We start from the raw sequence: 15,719 nt of genomic DNA, 5'->3' as shown, positions 1-15,719 counted from the left end.
ACCGTCGCTTGCCAGGGGGCCGGTGCCCGCTCCGTGATCCGGAGCGGTCACCGGCCCTGCCGACTGACATGGAGGAATGATGGGGCGCTACGTCGCGCGGCGACTGCTCCAGATGATCCCGGTGTTCATTGGGGCGACCTTCATCATCTTTATGATGATGTACGCCCTGCCGGGTGACCCGATAGCCGCACTGTGGGGCGAGCGTGCCCCCGACCCGGCTCAGATGGCCCAGATGAAGAAGGAACTGGGCCTGGATCTGCCGATCATGCAGCAGTACTGGAACTACCTCACCGGTGTCTTCCAGGGTGACTTCGGCATCCAGATTTCGAGCAGACGCCCGGTCATCGACGTGATCGGCGAAGCACTGCCCGCCACCCTCAGACTCACCGTGCTGGCGTTCGTCTTCACCGCCGTCGTCGGCATCGCCATGGGCCTCGTCGCCGGTCTTCGGGCCGGCCGCAAGACCGACAGCGGCATCCTCTTCGTCACGCTGCTGCTGATCTCGGTGCCCGGCTTCGTACTCGGCTACCTCGCCCAGGTCTACTTCGGCAACAAGCTGGGCTGGATCACCCCCTCCGTGCAGAACTCGGAGAACTGGAGCGAACTGCTGTTGCCCGCGATGGTGCTCGCCGCACTCTCGCTGGCCTACGTCGCCCGGCTCACCCGTACCTCGGTGGCGGAGAACAAGCGCGCCGACTACATGCGGACCGCCCGCGCCAAGGGGCTCACCCAGCGCCGTGCCGTCAGCGTCCATCTGCTGCGCAACTCGCTGATCCCGGTGGTCACCTTCCTCGGCGTGGACCTCGGCAACCTCATGACCGGTGCCATCGTCACCGAGGGCATCTTCAATGTGAACGGCATCGGCCGCGCCGTCTTCCGCGCGCTGAACGGCCGTGAGGGCTCCACCGTCGTCGGCATCGTGACGTTCATGATCGTCGTCTATCTCGTTGTCTCCCTGCTGGTCGACCTGCTCTACGCGGTCCTGGACCCGAGGATTCGCTATGCCTGAGGCCCCTGAAGCCACCGTGGCGCCGGCCGACGGCACCCCGGACGGAGTACTGGTCGCGGAGGCGGGCCCGCCGCCCGGCAAGCCGCGCAGCCTGTGGTCGGACGCCTGGCAGGAGCTGATCCGCAAGCCCAAGTTCGTCATACCGGCGATCGTGATCCTGTTCCTGCTGTTCGTCGCGGCGTTCCCGGGCGTCTTCACCTCGCAGACCCCGCGGATCGGCGATCTGGCCAATCACCACCTCCAGAAGCCGGAACTGACCCACCTCTTCTCGCCCGAGTGGTTCGGCTACGACCAGCAGGGCCGCAGCATCTACGCCCGCGTGGTGTACGGCACCCGCGCCTCGATCACCATCGGTATCTGTGTGACCGCCCTGGTGCTGGTGGCCGGCTCGCTGATCGGCATGCTGGCCGGCTACTTCGGCGGCTGGGTGGACGCGGTCCTGTCCCGGGTCACCGACACCTTCATGGGCATCCCCTTCATGCTGGGCGCCATGGTGGTGCTGGTCTCCTTCAGCGCCCGCACCGAGTGGGTGGTGATCCTGGCGCTGGCGTTCCTGGGCTGGACCACCGTCGCCCGGGTGATGCGCGGTTCGGTGATCTCCATCAAGCAGGCGGACTACGTACAGGCCGCCCGCTCCCTGGGCGCCGGCACCGGGCGGATCCTGCTGCGGCACATCCTGCCGAACGCCGCGGCCCCGGTGATCGTGGTGGCGATGGTGGCGCTCGGCGGCTACATCACCGCCGAGGCGACGCTGTCCTTCCTGGGCATCGGGCTCTCCGACCCGGCGATCTCCTGGGGTGGCGACATCAACGCCGCCCGGTCCTCGATCCGGGTGGCCGAGCATGTGCTGATCTTCCCCTCGATCGCCCTGAGCGTGACCATCCTGTCCTTCCTGATGCTGGGTGACGCCGTGCGCGATGCCCTCGATCCCAAGCTGCGCTGAGGGAGTTGACGCGCGTGTCGATCGAACCGATCGAAATCACCCCGGCGGACGCCCCCGGCGTACCGCTGCTGGAGGTCCGTGACCTCCATGTGGAGTTCCACACCCGGGAGGGCGCGGCCCACGCCGTCAACGGCGTGAGCTACACCGTGGACGCGGGGGAGACCCTGGCCGTGCTCGGTGAGTCCGGCTCCGGCAAGTCGGTGACCGCCCAGACCATCATGGGCATCCTGGACATGCCGCCCGGGAAGATCACCGGCGGGGAGATCCTCTTCAAGGGCCAGGACATGCTCAAGATGTCCGAGGCCCAGCGCCGGAAGATCCGCGGCAATCAGATCGCGATGATCTTCCAGGACGCGCTGTCGTCCCTGAACCCGGTGCTGTCGGTGGGCTTCCAGCTCGGCGAGATGTTCCGGGTGCACCGGGGCGCGAGCCGCAAGGAGGCCAGGGCCAAGGCCATCGAGCTGATGGACCGGGTGCGCATCCCGGCCGCCAAGGAGCGGGTGAACGACTACCCGCACCAGTTCTCCGGCGGTATGCGGCAGCGCATCATGATCGCGATGGCGCTCGCCCTGGAACCCGATGTGATCATCGCGGACGAGCCGACCACCGCGCTGGACGTCACCGTCCAGGCCCAGGTGATGGATCTGCTGGCGGAGCTCCAGCGCGAGCACAACATGGGGCTCATCCTCATCACCCACGACCTGGGTGTGGTCGCGGACGTCGCCGACAAGATCGCGGTGATGTACGCGGGCCGGATCGTGGAGAACGCCCCCGTGCACGAGCTGTACAAGCGGCCGGCCCACCCGTACACCAAGGGCCTGCTGGAGTCGATACCGCGCCTGGACCTCAAGGGCCAGGAGCTGTACGCGATCGCGGGCCTGCCGCCGAGCCTGACCGCCGTGCCGGCCGGCTGCGCCTTCAACCCGCGCTGTCCGATGGCGACCGACCAGTGCCGCGGCGACATCCCGCCGCTGGTGCAGATCACCGAGCCGGACGGCACCCCGATCGCCGGCCGGTCCAGCGCCTGCCATCTGTGGAAGGAGACGATCCATGGCTGACCTCGGCAAACCCGCGGCCGACCGCGAGCCGATCCTGGAAGTGCGCAATCTCGTCAAGCACTTCCCGCTCACCCAGGGCATCCTCTTCAAGAAGCAGATCGGCGCGGTCAAGGCCGTGGACGACATCTCCTTCTCCCTCTACAAGGGCGAGACGCTGGGGATCGTCGGCGAGTCGGGCTGCGGCAAGTCCACCGTGGCGAAGCTGCTGATGAACCTGGAGCAGCCCACCTCGGGGGAGATCTTCTACAAGGGCGAGGACATCTCCAAGCTGTCCGGGCGCGCGCTGAAGGCGGTGCGGCGGAACATCCAGATGGTGTTCCAGGACCCGTACACCTCGCTCAACCCCCGGATGACGGTCGGCGACATCATCGGTGAGCCGTACGAGATCCACCCGGATGTGGCCCCCAAGGGTGACCGGCGCCGCAAGGTGCAGGAGCTGCTGGAGGTCGTGGGGCTGAACCCGGAGTACATCAACCGGTACGCGCACCAGTTCTCCGGCGGGCAGCGGCAGCGCATCGGGATCGCCCGGGGCCTGGCGCTTAACCCGGAGATCATCGTGTGCGACGAGCCGGTGTCGGCGCTGGACGTGTCGGTGCAGGCGCAGGTCATCAACCTGATGGACAAGCTCCAGAACGAGTTCGAGCTGTCGTATCTGTTCATCGCGCACGACCTGTCGATCGTGCGGCACATCTCCGACCGGGTCGGGGTGATGTACCTGGGGAAGATGGCGGAGATCGGTTCCGACACCGAGATCTACGACCACCCCACCCACCCGTACACCCAGGCGCTGCTGTCGGCGGTGCCGCAGGCCGATCCGGCCGGCCGGGAGTCGCGGGAGCGGATCATCCTCACCGGGGATGTGCCCTCGCCGGCGAACCCGCCGTCGGGCTGCCGGTTCCGTACCCGCTGCTGGAAGGCGCAGGACCGCTGTGCGGAGGAGCTGCCGCTGCTGGCGGTGCCCGAGCGGTTCAGGGCGGCCGGTGGCGGGGCGGCGCACGAGTCGGCGTGTCACTTCGCCGAGGAGAAGGATGTGGTGGGCGCTTCGTGACCGGGACGAGGTCACGGTCACCGCGCTGACCAGCAGATACGGCCACGGCCGCCGGGCATCGGGGATGTCCGGCGGCCGTCGGCATGTGAGGGATGGGGGCGTGTCGGAGGCGCCCGTTGAGGGGATTTTGGGATGAAAGGTCCTATATTGCCTTAATGCGACTTTCGGTAGTCCAAGGAGGCCATCCCATGCGCACAGCCACCCGCCTGAGCTGGGCCATCGCCACCACCACGGCCCTCGCCCTGACCGCCACCGCGTGCAGCGGCGGCAACGGTACGGCGAGCGGCAGCACCGGAATCGTACGAGCCTCCTGGGGTGACCCCCAGCACCCCCTGGAGCCCGCCAACACCAACGAGGTGCAGGGCGGCAAGGTCCTCGACATGATCTTCCGGGGCCTCAAGCGCTACGACCCCGAGACCGCCGAGGCCAAGGACGAGATGGCCGAGTCGATCGACACCACCGACCAGCAGAACTTCACCGTCAAGATCAAGGACGGCTGGACCTTCTCGGACGGCACCCCGGTCACCGCCTCCTCCTACGTGGACGCCTGGAACTACGGCGCCAACCTCAAGAACGCCCAGATCAGCAGCTACTTCTTCCAGTTCATCGACGGCTACGACGCCGTCCACCCGGCCGACGAGAACGCCACCCCCAGCGCGGACACCCTGAGCGGCCTGAAGGTCGTCGACGACCACACCTTCACCGTCAAGCTCACCGAGCCGTTCTCGCTGTGGCCGGAAACCCTGGGCTACGCCGCCTACTCCCCGCTCCCCAAGGCGTTCTTCGACGACCACGCCGGCTGGCTCAACAAGCCGATCGGGAACGGCCCGTACAAGATCGACACCTACACCAAGAGCCAGAGCATGAAGCTGGTGAAGTACGACGAGTACGCGGGCCCCGACAAGGCCCAGAACGACGGCGTGGAACTGCGCGTCTACACCGACAACAACACCGCGTACACCGACCTCCAGGCCGGCAACCTCGACGTCATCGACGACGTGCCCGCCTCCCAGCTGAAGAACGCCAAGAAGGACCTCGGCGACCGCTACATCAACCAGCCCGCCGGCATCATCCAGACCGTCTCCTTCCCCGTCACCCAGGACGGCTGGACCACCCCCGAGTCCGCCAAGGTGCGGCAGGGCCTGTCCATGGCGATCGACCGCCAGGAGATCACCTCCAAGATCTACTTCGACACCCGCACCCCCGCCACCGACTACACCTCACCCGTGCTCGGCGACGCCGGCGGCTACCAGGAAGGGCTGTGCGGCGAGTTCTGCACCTTCGACCCGGCCCGCGCCCGCCAGCTGATCGAGGAGGGCGGCGGACTGCCCGGCGGCAAGATCACCCTCACCTCCAACGTGGACACCGGCTCGCACCGGCAGTGGATGGACGCCGCCTGCAACAGCATCAACAACGTGCTGGACAACACCGGCGCCTGCACCGTCAACCCGGTGCCCACCTTCGCCGACTTCCGCAACCAGATCACCGAGCACCGCATCAGCGGCATGTTCCGCAGCGGCTGGCAGATGGACTACCCGCTCATCCAGAACTTCCTCCAGCCGCTGTACTACACCAACGCCTCCTCCAACGACACCGGCTACAGCAGCCCCGAGTTCGACCGGCTCATCAACGAGGCCAACGCCGCCTCCGACGAGACCGAGGCCATCGGCAAGTTCCGCGACGCCGAGAAGGTCCTCGTCCAGGACATGCCCGCCATCCCGCTCTGGTACCAGAACGGCACCGCCGGCTACTCCACCCGCGTCAGCAACGTGAAGCTCAACCCCTTCTCGGTCCCTGTCTACACCGAGATCAAGGTCAGCTGACAGCAGCCCCAGCAGCCACACCAGCGGAGGTCACCCCTCATGGGGCGCTACGTCGTACGACGCCTGCTCCAGATGATCCCGGTGTTCATCGGCGCCACCTTCCTCATCTTCGTGATGGTGTACGCGCTCGGCGACCCGGTCACCGCACTCTTCGGTGACCGGGCCCCCGACCCCGCCACCGCCCGCCAGCTGCGCGCCGAATTCCACCTCGACAAGCCCGTCTGGCAGCAATACCTGCTCTACATGGGCAACATCTTCACCGGCGACTTCGGCACCGCCTTCAACGGCGAGGCCGTCACCGCCCTGATGGGCCGCGCCTTCCCCATCAGCTTCCGGCTGATGCTCACCGCCCTGGTCATCGAACTCGTGCTGGGCATCGCGCTCGGCGTCATCACCGGGCTGCGCCGGGGCCGCGCCTTCGACACCTCGGTGCTGATGGGCACCCTCGTCGTCATCGCCATCCCCACCTTCGTGCTCGGCACCACGGCGCAGTTCTTCCTGGGCGTGCAGCTCGGCTGGATCAACCCGGCCGTCAGCCCCGAGGGCCGCTTCAGCGAACTCCTCGTCCCCGGCTGCATCCTCGCCCTCGTCTCACTCGCCTACGTCACCCGGCTGACCCGTACCTCGGTCGCCGAGAACACCCGCGCCGACTACATCCGCACCGCCACCGCCAAGGGCCTGCCGCGCCGCCGGGTGACGGTCCGCCACCTGCTGCGCAACTCCCTCATCCCCGTGGTCACCTACCTCGGCGCCGACATCGGCACCCTGATGGCCGGCGCCATCGTCACCGAGCGGATCTTCAACATCCAGGGCGTCGGCTTCCAGCTCTACCAGGGCATCCTGCGGCAGAACTCCCCCACGGTGGTGGGCTTCGTGGTGGTCCTGGTGCTGATCTTCCTGCTCGCCAATCTGCTGGTCGACCTCTTGTACGCCGTGCTCGACCCGAGGATTCGCTATGTCTGAACCCCCGCCGCCGATCGGCCCGCCGGACGCCCCCATCGCCATCGCCGCGGGCGACGGCCGCGGCGAGCCACCGCCCGTCACCGGCGCCGAACCGGGACACGCCCGCAGCCTGTGGTCGGACGCCTGGCACGACCTGCGCCGCAACCCGGTCTTCGTCGTCTCGGCGCTGCTGATCTGCTTCCTGGTGTTCATCTCGATCTGGCCCTCCCTCATCGCCACCCAGTCCCCGCTGCGCTGCCAGCTCTCCCGCTCACTGGAGGGCGCCTCGCCGGGCCACTGGTTCGGCTTCGACACCCAGGGCTGCGACGTGTACACCCGTACGGTGTACGGGGCCCGCGCCTCGATCGCGGTCGGGGTCTGCGCCACGGTGGGCGTGGCCCTGGTCGGTACGGTCGTCGGCGGTCTGGCCGGCTTCTTCGGCGGCTTCTGGGACGCGCTGCTGTCCCGGGTGACCGACATGTTCTTCGGCATCCCGCTGATCCTGGGCGCCATCGTCTTCCTCAGCATGATCAAGCTCTCCGGGATCTGGCCGGTGGTGCTGGTGATCGCCGCGCTCAGCTGGCCGCAGATCGCCCGGATCGCGCGCGGCGCCGTCATCACCGCCAAACAGAACGACTACGTGCAGGCGGCCCGCGCGCTCGGCGCCTCAAGCACCCGCATCCTGCTGCGGCACATCCTGCCCAACGCCATCGCCCCGGTGATCGTGATGGCGACCATCATGCTCGGCACGTTCATCGCCCTGGAGGCGACGCTCAGCTATCTGGGCGTGGGCCTGCGCCCGCCCACCGTCTCGTGGGGCGTGGACATCTCGGCCGCCTCCACCGGCATGCAGTTCCGCAACGCCCCGCACATCCTGCTCTATCCGGCCGCCGCGCTGTCCCTGACGGTCCTGGCCTTCATCATGCTCGGCGACGCGGTGCGCGACGCCCTCGACCCCAAGCTGCGCTGACCGGAGGCCGCTGCCGATGCTGCTGGAAGTCAAGGACCTGCACGTCGAGTTCGCCACCAGGGACGGCCTGGTCCGCGCGGTGAACGGGGTGAGCTACGCGGTGGACGCCGGCCAGACCCTGGCCGTGCTGGGCGAGTCGGGGTCCGGAAAGTCCGTCACCGCGCAGGCGATCATGGGCATCCTGGACTCACCCCCCGGGAGGATCACCCAGGGCGAGATCCTCTTCCAGGGCCAGAACCTCCTCACCATGGGACGGGAGCCGCGCCGCCGGATCCGGGGCGAGAAGATGGCGATGATCTTCCAGGACGCGCTGTCCTCCCTCAACCCGGTGCTGCCGGTGGGCTATCAGCTGGGCGAGATGTTCCGGGTGCACCGGGGCGCGAACCGCAAGGAGTCCAAGGCCGCGGCGATCGAGCTGATGAACCGGGTCCGCATCCCCGCCGCGAAGGAGCGGGTCGGGGACTACCCGCACCAGTTCTCCGGCGGTATGCGGCAGCGCATCATGATCGCGATGGCGCTCGCCCTGGAGCCCGACCTGATCATCGCGGACGAGCCGACCACCGCCCTGGACGTCACCGTCCAGGCCCAGGTGATGGACCTGCTCGCCGAACTCCAGCAGGAGTACCGGATGGGCCTCATCCTCATCACCCACGACCTCGGAGTCGTCGCCGACGCCGCCGATGTCATCGCGGTGATGTACGCCGGCAAGATCGTCGAACACGCCCCGGTCGACGCCCTGTACCAGCGGCCGGCCCACCCGTACACCAAGGGCCTGCTGGAGTCGATCCCGCGCCTGGACCGCAAGGGCCAGGACCTGTACGCGATCGCCGGGCTGCCCCCCAACCTGGCGAAGATCCCGCCCGGCTGCTCCTTCCACCCACGCTGCCCGATCGCCCGCGACCGCTGCGCGGTGGACGTACCCCCGCTGTACGAGGTGGCCCCCGACCGCTCAAGCGCCTGCCACTACTGGAAGGAAACGATCGGTGACTGAGCCTCTGCTGGAGGTCCGCGACCTGGTCAAGCACTTCCCGCTGACCCAGGGCATCCTGTTCCAGCGCCAGATCGGCGCGGTGCAGGCGGTGGACGGAGTCTCGTTCACCCTGGCGCCGGGGGAGACCCTGGGCATCGTGGGGGAGTCGGGCTGCGGAAAGTCGACGGTGGCCAAGCTGGTGATGAGCCTGGAGCAGCCCACGTCCGGACAGATCCGCTACAAGGGCGAGGACATCACGAGACTGAGCGGGCGCGCGCTGAAGGCGGTGCGGCGGAACATCCAGATGGTGTTCCAGGACCCGTACACCTCGCTCAACCCCCGGATGACGGTCGGCGACATCATCGGCGAGCCGTACGAGATCCACCCCGAGGTGGCGCCCAAGGGGGACCGGCGGCGCAAGGTGCAGGACCTGCTGGATGTGGTCGGCCTCAATCCGGAGTACATCAACCGGTATCCGCACCAGTTCTCCGGCGGGCAGCGCCAGCGCATCGGCATCGCCCGCGGTCTGGCGCTCAACCCCGAGATCATCGTGGCGGACGAACCGGTCTCGGCGCTGGACGTCTCCGTGCAGGCGCAGGTGGTGAACCTGCTGGACCGGCTCCAGAACGAGTTCGGCCTGTCCTACATCGTGATCGCCCACGACCTGTCGATCGTGCGGCACATCTCCGACCGGATCGGGGTGATGTATCTGGGGAAGATCGTGGAGACCGGGACCGAGACCCAGATCTACGACCACCCCACCCACCCGTACACCCAGGCGCTGCTGTCGGCGGTCCCGGTGCCCGACCCGGCGCAGAGCGAGCTGCGCGAGCGGATCATCCTCACCGGGGACGTGCCCTCGCCGGCCAATCCGCCGTCGGGCTGCCGGTTTCGTACCCGCTGCTGGAAGGCGCAGGACCTGTGCGCCGAGGTGGAGCCGCCGCTGACGGCCCCGCCGGTCTTCCCCGACCCGGCCGCCCCGGCCCACCACCCCTCCGCCTGTCACTTCGCGGAGGAGAAGCGGACGGTGGCGGGGGCGTAGCTGGTCCGGTTGCCCGCCTTTTCGAGTGATCTCACGCAACGCTATGACCGGCAAATGATGGTAAATATTGTCAATACATAGCATCGCCCTATGAATCTGAGCACTCGTCGGCCGCGCCGACGCGCCCTCCTCGCGGCCGGGGCCACCCTCGCCGCGACCCTCACCACCGGTGCGGCGGCGGCCGACACCTCCCACGAGCCGTTCCTCAAGCCGCTGCACACCGTTACCACCATCGCCTCCACCGTCCCCGGCAACGGCGACCTCAACCCCTACGGCACCGCAGTCGTCCCGCACAGCACGGGCCACCTGCGCAAGGGCCATGTGCTGGTCAGCAACTTCAACAACGCCGCCAACGAACAGGGCACCGGCACCACCATCGTCCAGGTCGGCCCGGACGGCGCCGTCAGCCTGTTCGCCGAGATCGACCCCACCACGCTGCCAGGACCCTGCCCCGGCGGCGTCGGCCTCACCACCGCCCTGTCCATCCTGCCCGGCGGCTGGGTGGTGGTCGGCAGCCTCCCCACCTCGGACGGCACCTCGGCCACCGCCCAGGCCGGCTGCCTGCTGGTGCTGGACAAGAAGGGAACCGTCCGCGAAACCCTGGCCGGCGACGGCATCAACGGCCCCTGGGACATGACCGCCGTCACCGTGGACCAGCACCGCAGCGAACTGTTCGTCACCAATGTGCTCAACGGCACGGTGGCGGGTGGCGGCGACGAGGTCGATGAGGGCACCGTCCTGCGCATCACCCTGAAACTGCACGGCGAACGGCCGCCCACCCGGGAGGCCACCACCGAGATCGGCTCCGGCTTCGCCGAGCGGACCGACCCCGCGGCCCTGGTCGTCGGACCCACCGGCGTCGGCCTCGGCAAGGATGACGTGCTCTACGTGGCCGACAGCGTCAACAGCCGCATCGCGGCCATCCCGCGCGCGCTCACCCGCCACTCCAGCGCCGGAACCGGACGCACGGTGAGCCAGGGCGGCCGGCTGAACGGCCCGCTGGGGCTCGCCATCGCCCCGGGCGGTGACATCCTCACCGTCAACGCGGGCGACGGCAACATCGTGGAGACCACTCCGGACGGCCGCCAGGTGGCGGTCCGTACGCTCGACACCAGCGGCAACCCCCCTGGCGCCGGGGCCCTCTTCGGACTCGCGGTGGCCCCGAACCAGCGCGGGGTCTACTTCGTCGACGACGCCACCAACACCCTCAACCTCCTGCACTGACCACCCCCCATCGGCCCGGCCGACCACGGAATCCCCGTTGCCCACGACCGGGGGCCGGGCCGATCATCAGACGCATGCCAGCGTTTCAGCCGTATCCCAAGATCCCCGAGCGCGGCGGGGCCACGAGTGTCCGGGTCCGGGAGTGGGTCACCGTGGAGAAGGTGCACGGCGCGCACTTCGCCGTGGTCTGCGACCGTACGGGGGTCGGGCCGGCGAAACGGCGGGCCCCGCTGGCCGATGACGACCTGGACGGCTTCTTCGGCGTCAGCCGCAGCTGGCCCGCGCTGGCGGTGGCGGCCGACCGCTTCGCGGCGGCGCTGCGCCGTACCCATGGCTCCGGCGCGACGGTGACCCTGCACGGGGAACTGGCCGGCGGTCACTACCCCCACCCGGACGTCCCGGCGCAGCCCGGGGCCGCACCCGTGCAGACCGGCGTGTGGTACGCGCCCGGCCTGCACTGGCTGCTGTTCGACGCGGCCCTCGACACGGACCGGGGCCGCCACTGGATCTCCGACCGCGCGCTGCGCGCGACCGCCGCCGGGGCCGGGCTGCTGTGCGCCCCCGCCCTGGGGTACGAGCCCCCGCCCGGCGCGGAGTTCCGCACCCGGGTCCCCGGCCTGCTCGGGCTGCCCGCCCTGCCGGACAACATGGCCGAGGGCTATGTCCGCAAGCCGGCCGGGGAGTGGTGGGAAGGGGAGCCCCGCCCGGTGATCAAGGTGAAGCGGCGGGCCTTCGCCGAGGACGCCCGCTACGACGGCGCGCGCCCCTACCTGCCCCCGCCGCAGGGCGCGGCCGGGGTCCCCGGCTGGCTGCTGGCCCGGGCCGCGACCCTGCTGACCCCGGCCCGCGCGGCCTCGGCGGTGAGCAAGCTGGGCCCGCGCACCCCGGCGGAGACGGTGGCGGCCGAGATCGTGACGGACGCGCTGACGGAACTGACCGAGGCGATCGGCGGCCTGGAACCCCCGGAGACAGCAGCCCTGCGAACCGCCCTGGCCTCCGCCGCTCGTTCCCTGACCCACTTCGACGCCATCGACCGGGGGCGGGTGACGGCCTAAGCGTCGAGGAACTCCAGGGCCCGGGTGACGAAGGCGTCGTGGTACTGGAAGATGCCGCCGTGGCCGGCGTCCGGGTAGAGCGGGATGAGTTCGGCGTGCGGGAGCCGGTCGGCCAGATCGAGGGTGTTCTCGCTCGGCACCATCCGGTCGCTCTCCCCGTTCGCCACCAGGGCCGGCTGCTGAACCCGCGACAGGTTCGCGGGCTCTTGCCCGCCCCAGCGGTGGATGGCCTTGAGCTGGGCGCGGAACGAGGGCAGCGAGATGGCCTTGTCCCGGTGGTCCGTGCGCTCCTTCAGCCGCTCCAGGAAGGCACGGGCCGCGCGCCGGCCGTCCTCGGTGTCGGTGAAGAAGAGGAACTGCTTCGGATCCCGGCGGGTCAGGGCACCCTTCACGGTGGCCCGGAGGGTGAGCGGGGTGACCTTGTCGATGCCGGGGCCGCCGGCCGGACCGGTGCCCGCGAGGATGATTCTGCGCACCAGATCGGGTTCCTCCGCCGCGATCACCTGGGTGATGAAGCCGCCCATCGACAGGCCGAGCAGATCGACCCGGTCGAACCCGAGGGCCCGGATGAACTCCACCGTGTCCTGGGCCATCGCCTCGATGGTGTCGGGCGTACTGCCGCCCGATCCGCCGACGCCGCGGTTGTCGAAGGTGATCACCGGGCGCCGGGCGGCGAGGCCGTCGAGGACCCGGGGGTCCCAGTTGTCCAGGACCGCGGCCAGGTGGTTGAGGAGGATCAGCGGCACGCCGTCCGGCGGACCCAGCCGCCGGTGGACGAAGTCCACGCCGCGCACGGACACGGAGCGGTTGGGCGTGGTCCGGTGGGAGGACGGGGCGGGTGCGTTCATGACGGGTCCCAGGGGTGGTGGGTGTGTGGGGGAGGGGGTCAGGTCATCGAGATGACGACCTTGCCGGCCTTGGCCCGGCCCTTCTCGACGTACTCGATCGCCTCCCGGGTCTCCTCGAACGGGAAGACCCGGTCGACGACGGGGCGGATCTTCCCCGCCTCGATGAGCGGGGTGAGCGCGCGCAGCTGGTCGCCGTCGGCCCGCATGAACAGAAAGGAGTACGTCACGCCGTGGCGCCGGGCGCGGCGGCGGGTGCCGAAGCTCAGCGCGCCCATGGCCAGCCGCAGAAGCGCGTTCGCCCCCAGCTCGCGGCCGAAGGCGGGGTCGGGCGGGCCCGCGACGCTGATGATCCTGCCGCCGGGCTTGAGCACCCCGAAGGACTTCTTGAGGGTGTCGCCGCCGAGGGTGTCCAGGACGACGTCGTATCCGTCGAGGACCGTCTCGAACGCCTCTCGCTTGTAGTCGACGACGACATCCGCGCCGAGTTCCTTCACCAGGTCGACCTTGGTCGTGCCGGCGGTGGTGGCCACCCACGCGCCCCGCTGCTTGGCCAGCTGGATGGCGATGGTGCCGAGCCCGCCGGAGCCCGCGTGAACGAGGACCCGCCGGCCGGGCCCCACGTCCGCGCGTTCGACCAGTGCCTGCCAGGCGGTCAGGGCGACCAGCGGCAGGGACGCGGCCTCCGTCATGGTGAGGGTGGCCGGCTTGCTCGCCAGATCGTCCTGGTGGACGGCGATGAACTCGGCGAACGTACCGATGCGGCGCTTGTCGGGCCGCGCGTAGACCTCGTCGCCCACCGTGAACCGGGTGACGGCCGAGCCCACCCGGGCCACCACCCCGGCGAGGTCGTTGCCCAGGACGAGCGGGAACCCGTACGGCAGGATCGCCTTGAACTCCCCGTCGCGGATCTTGACATCGAGCGGGTTGACGCCTGCGGCGCTGACCCGGACCAGCACATCGTGCGCGCCCACCGCCGGCTCCGGCAGCTCGCCGGGGTGCACGCCGGCCTTGTCCGCGTACCGATCGATGAAAAAGGCTCGCATCGTCATCACGCCACCGGTGCGGCCGGGGCGATGACCAGGCCGGGGTCGCCGCCCTGGAGCCCGCCGAGGGCGCCGGCGGTCGCGGCGTACGGTGCGCCGGGCGGCACCGCGCTGACCTCCGACAGCCGGTCGTACTGCTCGGGGGTCAGCGTGACGTCCAGGGCCGCCAGATAGCTGTCGAGCTGGGCGAGGCTGCGCGGTCCGATGATCGGGATGACGGAGGTCGCGGCGCGGGCGGCGCGTTCGCGCACCCAGGCCACCGCCACCTGGGCCGGCGGCACCCCGGTCTCCTCGGCGACGGCCAGGACGGCGTCGACGACGGCGGTCTTCTGATCGGTGTTCTCGGTATGGATGACCGCCCCCAGATCGCTCAGCCGTCCCTCGGCGCTGCGCCGGTACTTTCCGGTGAGCAGTCCGCCGCCGAGCGGGGACCACAGGGCCACGCCCAGGCCGAGGCCGTCGGCCATCGGCAGCAGTTCGCGGTCGGCCCCGCGCTCGACGAGGCTGTACTCGTTCTGGATGCCCACGATGGGCGCCCAGTTCTTCAGCTCCGCGAGCGTCACGGCGCGCGAGACCCGCCAGGCGGGGAAGTTGGACAGGGCCGCGTGGTGGATCTTGCCGGCGCTCACCAGGTCGTCAAGGCCGCGCAGGATCTCTTCCATGGGGGTCAGCTCGTCGGGGAAGTGCACCCAGAGCAGATCGAGGTAGTCGGTGCCCAGCCGCTTCAGGCTTGCCTCCACCGAGGCGATCATGTTCTTGCGGCTGTTGCCCGTCCCGGAGACGCTGGGCCGCTGCGCGGCTCCCAGCGAGAACTTGGTGGCCAGCACGAAGTGGTCCCGGTCCGATGCGATGAACGTGCCGGTCAGCTCCTCCGACTCACCGAACTGGTAGGTGTCGGCGGTGTCGAGGAAAGTCCCGCCCGCCTCGGCGAAGCGGTCGAAGACCCGGCGTGCCTCGTCCTCCTCGGCGCCCGCTCCCCAGCCGGTGCCGAAGTTGGCCGTGCCGAGCGCGTATTCGGACACCCGCAGTCCGGTGCGGGCTCCGAAGGTCGTGTAACGCATCAGATGTCCTTGCTCCGATTTTTAGATTACGATCGCAATCTAAGCACCGGACTAGGATAGATGCCAGTCGACATCCCAAGGGGAGGTGGCCGATGGGCCGCGTATCGCAGGCGCAGGCGGAGGAGAACCGCCGGCGGGTGGTGGAAACCGCCTCCCGGCTCTTCCGGGAGCACGGCACCCAGGTCAGCGTCGTGGACCTCATGAAGGCCGCCGGACTGACCCACGGCGGCTTCTACAAGCAGTTCGCCTCCAAGGAGGCACTTATCGACGAGGCCACCAGCCACGCCTTCGAGGAACTGACCCGGCGCCACGCCGCCGGTCTCCAGCAGTACGCGGACCGTCGCGACGCCGCCCAGCGGGCGATGATCGACTCCTACCTCTCCGTCGAGCACCGCGACAAGGTCGCCGAGGGCTGCCCGGCCGCCGGACTCGTCACCGACATCGCCCGCGAACCGGAGGCCCACGAGGCCCGCCGCGCCTACACCGAGGGCATAGCCGACTTCGCCGAGTGGCTGGACACCGACGACCAGGAGGGCATCACCCGCCTGTGCACCATGCTCGGCGCCCTCGTCCTGGCCCGGGCCACCAAGGGCTCCCCCCTCTCGGAAGAAATCCTCACCACCGCCCACGCGGCCCTGACGGAACGCTGAGAAGCCCGGCGCCGCACCGTGGGGCGGGGCCGG

General features: G+C 69.6%; 15 protein-coding genes. 12 read left to right on the top strand and 3 right to left on the bottom strand.

Going from position 1 to position 15,719, the window contains the following annotated elements:
* Nucleotides 1-79: 79 nt before the first annotated feature.
* The 11 genes from AC5WRL_RS11615 (at nucleotide 80) to AC5WRL_RS11565 (ending at nucleotide 12,084) form a co-directional block, all read left to right on the top strand.
* Entirely contained in the window at nucleotides 80-1,009 is a 930-nt protein-coding gene (locus AC5WRL_RS11615) for an ABC transporter permease (RefSeq protein ID WP_496088333.1), read from the top strand.
* Nucleotides 1,002-1,952: an ABC transporter permease gene (locus AC5WRL_RS11610; RefSeq protein ID WP_496088332.1), complete on the top strand. Its 951-nt coding sequence runs from the start codon at nucleotides 1,002-1,004 to the stop codon at nucleotides 1,950-1,952. Before AC5WRL_RS11615 ends, AC5WRL_RS11610 begins: the two co-directional genes overlap by 8 nt.
* A gap of 14 nt (nucleotides 1,953-1,966) precedes the next feature.
* On the top strand, nucleotides 1,967-3,010 hold the full coding sequence (locus tag AC5WRL_RS11605) for an ABC transporter ATP-binding protein (protein ID WP_496088331.1): 1,044 nt from the start codon (nucleotides 1,967-1,969) through the stop codon (nucleotides 3,008-3,010).
* Nucleotides 3,003-4,058 (top strand): ABC transporter ATP-binding protein, encoded by a 1,056-nt coding sequence (locus AC5WRL_RS11600; RefSeq protein ID WP_496088330.1) that lies wholly within the window; start codon nucleotides 3,003-3,005, stop codon nucleotides 4,056-4,058. Before AC5WRL_RS11605 ends, AC5WRL_RS11600 begins: the two co-directional genes overlap by 8 nt.
* Before the next feature lie 188 nt (nucleotides 4,059-4,246).
* Nucleotides 4,247-5,881, top strand: coding sequence for a peptide ABC transporter substrate-binding protein (locus AC5WRL_RS11595; protein ID WP_496088329.1), 1,635 nt, complete (start codon nucleotides 4,247-4,249; stop codon nucleotides 5,879-5,881).
* 39 nt (nucleotides 5,882-5,920) lie between these two features.
* The gene (locus AC5WRL_RS11590) at nucleotides 5,921-6,844 is read left to right on the top strand and encodes an ABC transporter permease (protein ID WP_496088328.1); all 924 of its coding nucleotides are present in this window, start codon (nucleotides 5,921-5,923) and stop codon (nucleotides 6,842-6,844) included.
* Nucleotides 6,837-7,793: an ABC transporter permease gene (locus AC5WRL_RS11585; RefSeq protein ID WP_496088327.1), complete on the top strand. Its 957-nt coding sequence runs from the start codon at nucleotides 6,837-6,839 to the stop codon at nucleotides 7,791-7,793. The genes AC5WRL_RS11590 and AC5WRL_RS11585 overlap by 8 nt, the downstream gene beginning before the upstream one ends.
* A gap of 16 nt (nucleotides 7,794-7,809) precedes the next feature.
* Entirely contained in the window at nucleotides 7,810-8,784 is a 975-nt protein-coding gene (locus tag AC5WRL_RS11580) for an ABC transporter ATP-binding protein (RefSeq protein ID WP_496088326.1), read from the top strand.
* Nucleotides 8,777-9,805, top strand: a complete 1,029-nt coding sequence (locus tag AC5WRL_RS11575; RefSeq protein WP_496088325.1) for an ABC transporter ATP-binding protein — start codon at nucleotides 8,777-8,779, stop codon at nucleotides 9,803-9,805. Before AC5WRL_RS11580 ends, AC5WRL_RS11575 begins: the two co-directional genes overlap by 8 nt.
* Before the next feature lie 90 nt (nucleotides 9,806-9,895).
* Nucleotides 9,896-11,029, top strand: a complete 1,134-nt coding sequence (locus AC5WRL_RS11570) for an NHL repeat-containing protein (RefSeq protein ID WP_496088324.1) — start codon at nucleotides 9,896-9,898, stop codon at nucleotides 11,027-11,029.
* A gap of 74 nt (nucleotides 11,030-11,103) precedes the next feature.
* Nucleotides 11,104-12,084, top strand: a complete 981-nt coding sequence (locus AC5WRL_RS11565; RefSeq protein WP_496088323.1) for an RNA ligase family protein — start codon at nucleotides 11,104-11,106, stop codon at nucleotides 12,082-12,084.
* Here the strand turns inward: AC5WRL_RS11565 and AC5WRL_RS11560 are convergent.
* The 3 genes from AC5WRL_RS11560 to AC5WRL_RS11550 are packed head-to-tail and all read right to left on the bottom strand — an operon-like array spanning nucleotide 12,081 to nucleotide 15,036.
* Complete coding sequence (locus tag AC5WRL_RS11560; RefSeq protein ID WP_496088322.1) at nucleotides 12,081-12,932, bottom strand: alpha/beta fold hydrolase; 852 nt, start codon at nucleotides 12,930-12,932, stop codon at nucleotides 12,081-12,083. The genes AC5WRL_RS11565 and AC5WRL_RS11560 overlap by 4 nt on opposite strands.
* Before the next feature lie 38 nt (nucleotides 12,933-12,970).
* Nucleotides 12,971-13,975, bottom strand: coding sequence for an NADP-dependent oxidoreductase (locus AC5WRL_RS11555; RefSeq protein ID WP_496088321.1), 1,005 nt, complete (start codon nucleotides 13,973-13,975; stop codon nucleotides 12,971-12,973).
* Between the two features lie 5 nt (nucleotides 13,976-13,980).
* Nucleotides 13,981-15,036, bottom strand: coding sequence for an aldo/keto reductase (locus AC5WRL_RS11550; protein WP_496088320.1), 1,056 nt, complete (start codon nucleotides 15,034-15,036; stop codon nucleotides 13,981-13,983).
* A 92-nt stretch (nucleotides 15,037-15,128) separates the two neighbouring features.
* On the opposite strand from AC5WRL_RS11550, the gene AC5WRL_RS11545 reads away from it, so the two are divergent.
* The gene (locus tag AC5WRL_RS11545; protein WP_496088319.1) at nucleotides 15,129-15,686 is read left to right on the top strand and encodes a TetR/AcrR family transcriptional regulator; all 558 of its coding nucleotides are present in this window, start codon (nucleotides 15,129-15,131) and stop codon (nucleotides 15,684-15,686) included.
* Nucleotides 15,687-15,719: the final 33 nt, after the last annotated feature.

It is taken from the genome of Streptomyces sp. NTD107 (assembly GCF_059510435.1).
Note: the sequence above shows the minus strand (reverse complement) of the source record. Positions and strands in the feature narration are given on the sequence as shown.

Bases quoted from the DNA above. Each gene is read 5' to 3' on its own strand.
- AC5WRL_RS11615 (WP_496088333.1), top strand. From the start codon at position 80: ATGGGGCGCTACGTCGCGCGGCGACTGCTCCAGATGATCCCGGTGTTC.
- AC5WRL_RS11610 (WP_496088332.1), top strand. From the start codon at position 1,002: ATGCCTGAGGCCCCTGAAGCCACCGTGGCGCCGGCCGACGGCACCCCG.
- AC5WRL_RS11600 (WP_496088330.1), top strand. From the start codon at position 3,003: ATGGCTGACCTCGGCAAACCCGCGGCCGACCGCGAGCCGATCCTGGAA.
- AC5WRL_RS11595 (WP_496088329.1), top strand. From the start codon at position 4,247: ATGCGCACAGCCACCCGCCTGAGCTGGGCCATCGCCACCACCACGGCC.
- AC5WRL_RS11590 (WP_496088328.1), top strand. From the start codon at position 5,921: ATGGGGCGCTACGTCGTACGACGCCTGCTCCAGATGATCCCGGTGTTC.
- AC5WRL_RS11585 (WP_496088327.1), top strand. From the start codon at position 6,837: ATGTCTGAACCCCCGCCGCCGATCGGCCCGCCGGACGCCCCCATCGCC.
- AC5WRL_RS11580 (WP_496088326.1), top strand. From the start codon at position 7,810: ATGCTGCTGGAAGTCAAGGACCTGCACGTCGAGTTCGCCACCAGGGAC.
- AC5WRL_RS11570 (WP_496088324.1), top strand. From the start codon at position 9,896: ATGAATCTGAGCACTCGTCGGCCGCGCCGACGCGCCCTCCTCGCGGCC.
- AC5WRL_RS11565 (WP_496088323.1), top strand. From the start codon at position 11,104: ATGCCAGCGTTTCAGCCGTATCCCAAGATCCCCGAGCGCGGCGGGGCC.
- AC5WRL_RS11560 (WP_496088322.1), bottom strand. From the start codon at position 12,932: ATGAACGCACCCGCCCCGTCCTCCCACCGGACCACGCCCAACCGCTCC.
- AC5WRL_RS11555 (WP_496088321.1), bottom strand. From the start codon at position 13,975: ATGCGAGCCTTTTTCATCGATCGGTACGCGGACAAGGCCGGCGTGCAC.
- AC5WRL_RS11550 (WP_496088320.1), bottom strand. From the start codon at position 15,036: ATGCGTTACACGACCTTCGGAGCCCGCACCGGACTGCGGGTGTCCGAA.
- AC5WRL_RS11545 (WP_496088319.1), top strand. From the start codon at position 15,129: ATGGGCCGCGTATCGCAGGCGCAGGCGGAGGAGAACCGCCGGCGGGTG.